This window comes from Phyllobacterium sp., assembly GCF_037994405.1.
Taxonomy (GTDB): domain Bacteria; phylum Pseudomonadota; class Alphaproteobacteria; order Rhizobiales; family Rhizobiaceae; genus Phyllobacterium.
The window spans coordinates 1-3,437 of record NZ_JBBNAN010000221.1; the positions used below are offsets into that span (position 1 = coordinate 1).

The 3,437-nt window shown below is 58.7% G+C and carries 2 protein-coding genes and 2 pseudogenes; 1 reads left to right on the forward strand and 3 read right to left on the reverse strand.

Going from position 1 to position 3,437, the window contains the following annotated elements:
* Positions 1-237: pseudogene (locus AAAC48_RS12300) on the forward strand (pirin family protein); the annotation flags it as partial.
* 145 nt (positions 238-382) lie between these two features.
* Here the strand turns inward: AAAC48_RS12300 and AAAC48_RS12305 are convergent.
* From AAAC48_RS12305 to AAAC48_RS12315, 3 genes and pseudogenes are all read right to left on the reverse strand, one after another.
* Complete coding sequence (locus tag AAAC48_RS12305) at positions 383-649, reverse strand: hypothetical protein (protein WP_340654447.1); 267 nt, start codon at positions 647-649, stop codon at positions 383-385.
* Between the two features lie 199 nt (positions 650-848).
* On the reverse strand, positions 849-2,810 hold the full coding sequence (locus AAAC48_RS12310; RefSeq protein ID WP_340654448.1) for an ABC transporter ATP-binding protein/permease: 1,962 nt from the start codon (positions 2,808-2,810) through the stop codon (positions 849-851).
* Positions 2,811-3,031: 221 nt separating this feature from the next.
* Positions 3,032-3,437 (reverse strand): annotated as a pseudogene (locus AAAC48_RS12315) (tyrosine-type recombinase/integrase); the annotation flags it as partial.

Below are 3,437 nucleotides of genomic sequence, written 5' to 3' on the forward strand. Positions count from 1 at the left end.
CGCATCTCGGCAGGCGAAAGCATCGACCTGCCGTCAAAGGACGGTTTCGACCGATGGTTCTACGTCTTCAATGGCGAAGCATTTGTCGGCCAGCAACGGGTAGGAAAGCACACGGCCCTCATGATCGGGCCGCATCAAACGCCTGTGACCCTGACGGCCTCCGTAGATTCGGACCTCGTGGTCTTCCTCGTGGACCGAAGCGCGAAGTACTCGCGTGAAGGCACCATGAGCGGCTGAGGCGTCCTCGCCAAGCAATTGGACGAACAACCAAATATCTATTGAAATGCCTGCTGTATATGCATTTCCGGGATTATGTGGCATGCGCCACCAGCGGCACGTCATGGTCCTGGGGGACGTCCAAATCGTAAGCTTGGATGACAGCTTAGGTAGCTTTCGGCCCTTCATTGGAGTTGCTGGAACGAGCAAGCAGCGCCGGGCGATCCCAACGTTCCGACCAAACGTGAGCACCAGTCTCCGAATCGATGAGCTGTGCGGTGGTGCGGATGCGCTCGCCTTGGCGCTCGATCGAGCCTTCAAGCACATACCGGACTTGCAGGTCGCGTCCGATCTGCCACCCGCCATTGCCGTGCTGGATGCAGTAAATGGAGCGCCGAGCCGTTTCGTCGTCAAACGTTATTCGCAGGCGCAAAGAAAGCTTAGACGCCCATCATTCCCGCTTGCATTGAATCACCATCTTCACTCAAGGTTGTGAACTTCGACCATGACAATCGCAATTTCAATTGTTTGTGGCCAAGAGCAGCTGCCCGATGGCCGCTTTGCAAAAAGCGGTCGTTGGACTTTCAGCTCCGGATGGATGGCCTGTGTCGCTCAGGAACCTTTCTTGGCTACTACCTCAGAAGGCGCACGAGCAAGTTCCGTCTGCTCTTGCGCTGGCCAAGATCGATATCGCTGACAAGCTTTGCGCCGCCCTCGCGCCGCTCCAATGTGATCTTGCGACTATGGAAGGCCTCCAGCTCGGCTCGATGCGCTACGCTTATGATGGTGACCTTGGGCAATTCGTGGATGAGCATCTCCATCATCTTGTCCTGACTCTTCTCATCGAGTGCTGAGGTTGCTTCATCCAGCACGATGATATCGGGAGTGTGCAGCAGGAGGCGCGCGAACGCGAGCCGCTGCTTTTCGCCACCCGACAAGGTCTGGTCCCATGGCGCGTCTTCCTCGATCTTGCCGTTCAGATAATCGAGTCCCACCTTGTCGAGGGCCGCGTTGATGTTCTCCAACGTCCAGTTATCGGCGGCGCCGGGATAGGCGACTGCACGGCGAAGCGTCCCGGAGGGGATATAAGGCCGTTGCGGTAACATGAACAGTCGTCTGTCGGCGTGGAAATTGACACTGCCGTCACCCCACGGCCACAGACCTGCGACGGCCCGCACCAGCGTGCTCTTGCCTGAACCGGATTCGCCGGCCACGAGCACCCGCTCGCCTGGTTCGATCACGACCTCGGTTTCCTTGACCACGGCGGTGCCGTCGTCAAGCGACACGGAGAGATTGTTCAAGCTGAGCATCGCATCGCCTTCAGTTTCGCCGCGCCTGATGCGTCCGAAGGCGTCGCTCTGTTCCGCGCGCTCGAGCCCGTCGAGCGACATCATCAGAGAGGCGATGCGCCGTGCACAGGCGTTCCAATCGGCGAGACGGGGGTAGTTGTCGACCAGCCATCCGAACGCGCCCTGCACGATGGCAAAGGCAGAGGCAGCCTGCATTACCTGTCCAAGTGTCATGCTACCTTCGAGAAATTTCGGAGCGCAAAGCAAGACCGGCACGATCGGCGCGAACAGGCTCGACCCCTGCGACACCAGCGCTGTGCGCATGTGCTGGCCTGTAAGAAGCGCCCATTGCCTGAGCACATTGGCGAACGTCTTGTCGATGCCGCTACGCTCCTCCTCCTCGCCGCCGAGCAATGCGATACTCTCGCCGTTTTCCCGCACGCGCGTCAGCGTGTAGCGGAATTCGGCTTCCGCCTGATTTTTTTCCTCAGAGAGATGGACGAAACGGCGGCCAATGAGCGCCATCGAGGTGGACGTGATCGCGGCATAGAGTACTGCAGTGATGACGAGGAAGCCGGGAACAGTCACGGTCGAACCTGCGATCGTCAGGGTCAGGGCCCCGCCGATAGTCCAGAGCACCACGATGAAGGTCGAGGCCGACAGAAATGCGGAGATGACACCAGCGATGAAATCGACGGGCGATTCGGTGGCAATCCGCAAATCCTCCGCGATGCGGGCTTCGGGGTTCTTGTGGTCGCCGCCGACGAGGTTCAACTGATAGTAACGGCCGTTTGCGAGCCAACGCGCGATGACTGCGGTCGTGAGCCAGGAACGCCAGCGGCGCTGAATCGTCATACGAAGGAAGACTTGTGCAACGACAAGGCTTCCGCTTCCGAGCACGAGCGGCAGGAAAACGGCGCTCAGGAAATAAACGGTGCGGGCATTGCGTTGCTCGATGGCGTCGAAAATTGCGCGATTCCAGACATTGATTCCATACTGGAAGCCGACATTGATACATATCAGGATCAAAAGCCCGATTGAGAACGGCCAAGCGAGCCTATCGCCACCGCGGCCCCAGTAACCGCGCGCGCTGATCCAGAAACGCCTCAGCAAGTATCTCTTGCGCGCCTGCTCGGCCTCCTCAGGCGTCAGTTCTGGATCGGGGTCGATGAAATCCGGCGGCGCGCCCTGGCCATCGACCTCAGACGCGACTTCGACAGTCGATGCCTTCTCCTGGCGCGACTTTTCAGCACCGCGTGGTTTGGCGCCGTCGACCGATTTCGGTTTGAACTTAGCCCCTGACATAAGGGCGATAACGGCTTAAAAGTCAAAAGGTTTCATGATGTCCGCTTGAGATCCAGCTGCCAACAGCACAAAGGCTCTTCTGGTGTTCCAGTGTTCGCAACAGCCCGCGCCTAGGGGCGTTCTCGAATGACAGTCTTGACCTGTTGCGCGCACTCTCAGCTCGCTGCCGAGTGTCGACTACTGGTCTGGAACGGCGCGTTGAAGCGCCGTCCCCACCTGAGTCAGAGATCGACCTGCTCGGAAATTGCGAGAGCGTCATCGACTTCGATCCCGAGATAGCGAACGGTGCTTTCAAGCTTGGTATGCCCGAGCAAGAATTGCTCGGATGTTGCCAGTCTTCTTATAGATCTGCGAAGCCTTAGTTCGCCTCATCGAATGAGTACCATAGCGCTTCGATCAAATCCGATGCTTCCTACCCACCGGTCGACGATCGGGCCGTACTGACGGGTCGACATGTGCGGCTTGGAGTGCAGCCTGCTCGGAAAGAGGAAGTCGGCTTCACTTAGGCCTCGGCAAGCGATCCAAGCCTGGACGGCGGTGGGTGTCTGCTCGGTGATCTCAAATTGAACTGGTCTGCCGGTCTTTCTCTGAATGACCACGCCGCGGTCACGCACCGCGCCGGATAGC

Coding starts and splice junctions, on each gene's coding strand:
- AAAC48_RS12310 (WP_340654448.1), bottom strand. CDS start 2,810: ATGTCAGGGGCTAAGTTCAAACCGAAATCGGTCGACGGCGCCAAACCA.